Source organism: Mesorhizobium sp. M1A.F.Ca.IN.020.03.2.1, assembly GCF_004023205.1.
Classification (GTDB): domain Bacteria; phylum Pseudomonadota; class Alphaproteobacteria; order Rhizobiales; family Rhizobiaceae; genus Mesorhizobium.
Window position 1 is genome coordinate 1 of the sequence record NZ_RZSV01000473.1, and the last position, 1,143, is coordinate 1,143.

Sequence of the window (1,143 nt, forward strand, 5' to 3'; positions counted from 1 at the left end):
CGACCGGCTCGATATCTCGGGTGACGGCGGGCGCGCGCTCGTCCGCGACTACAAGACCGGGCGCGCCCCGCGGGCTGACATCCGGCTGAATGGCGGACGCGAACTTCAGCGCTGCCTCTATGCGTTCGCGGTGAAAGCGCTCCTCGGCGATGACGTCGCCATCAGCGCCTCGTTGCTTTACCCGCGTGAGCTGGTTGACCTCCAGCTCGACGACCCCGAGGCCGTGCTCGCGGAGGTCACGGGCTATCTCCGCGCGGCTAGAACCAGCCTCGTCGGCGGCGCGGCGCTGCCTGGCCCAGACACGGGCGGCGACTATGACGACCTCGCCTTCGCCCTGCCGGCCAACGCCAGCACCACCTACTGCAAACGTAAGCTCCCGGCCGCGACGGAACGGCTCGGTCAAGTCGCTCAGATTTGGGAGGCGGAATGATGAGCAGCGTGTCCATACTGAAGGATGACGGAGCCCGCCGCGATGCGATCAGACTCCATGATCGGTCGATCCTGGTCGAGGCCGGCGCGGGCTCGGGTAAGACCGCCGTCATGGCCGGACGCATCGCCGTCATGCTCGCCGAGGGCGTTCCGCCGCGCTCCATCGCCGCCGTCACCTTCACCGAACTCGCCGCGAGCGAGCTGCTTTCCCGTGTCCGGGAATTCGTCGCTGAACTCTCGACCGGCAAGATCACCGCCGAACTGCGCGTGGCGCTGCCCGATGGTCTGTCCCAGACCCAGAGGGACAATCTCGCGGCCGCGAGCGCCGCGATCGGCGAAATCACCTGCTCGACCATCCACGGTTTCTGCCAGCGCCTGATAAAACCCTATCCCGCGGAGGCCGATATCGATCCCGGCGCCGGTGTCATGGATCGCAACCAGGCCGATCTAGCCTTCCTCGAAATTGTCGACGGCTGGCTTCGCGAGCGCCTTGCCGGCGATCAGGGCGGGATTCTCGCCGAGATGGTGTTGCACAGCCCCGGTGAGACCGTGGCGCTCGTCCACAAGATTGCCGAGCATCTGCGCCGCCGCCGCACGCTTGCGGCGCCGCCCACCTCTCCGCTTGACGGTCATCTGACGGCCTTCCGGCAGGCTACGGCGGATTTCGCGGCCTTCATGCGCGGGACGGCGGCGACCGAGCCGGAAACAGTGGCG

General features: G+C 67.6%; 2 protein-coding genes. Both read left to right on the top strand.

The window, feature by feature from the left end; genetic code table 11:
- Positions 1 to 430: PD-(D/E)XK nuclease family protein (locus EOA79_RS32150; RefSeq protein ID WP_164894076.1), on the top strand; the 430-nt coding region annotated here is incomplete at its 5' end.
- On the top strand, positions 427 to 1,143 hold a 717-nt coding region (locus EOA79_RS32155; RefSeq protein WP_164894077.1), incomplete at its 3' end, for a UvrD-helicase domain-containing protein. The genes EOA79_RS32150 and EOA79_RS32155, both read left to right, overlap by 4 nt.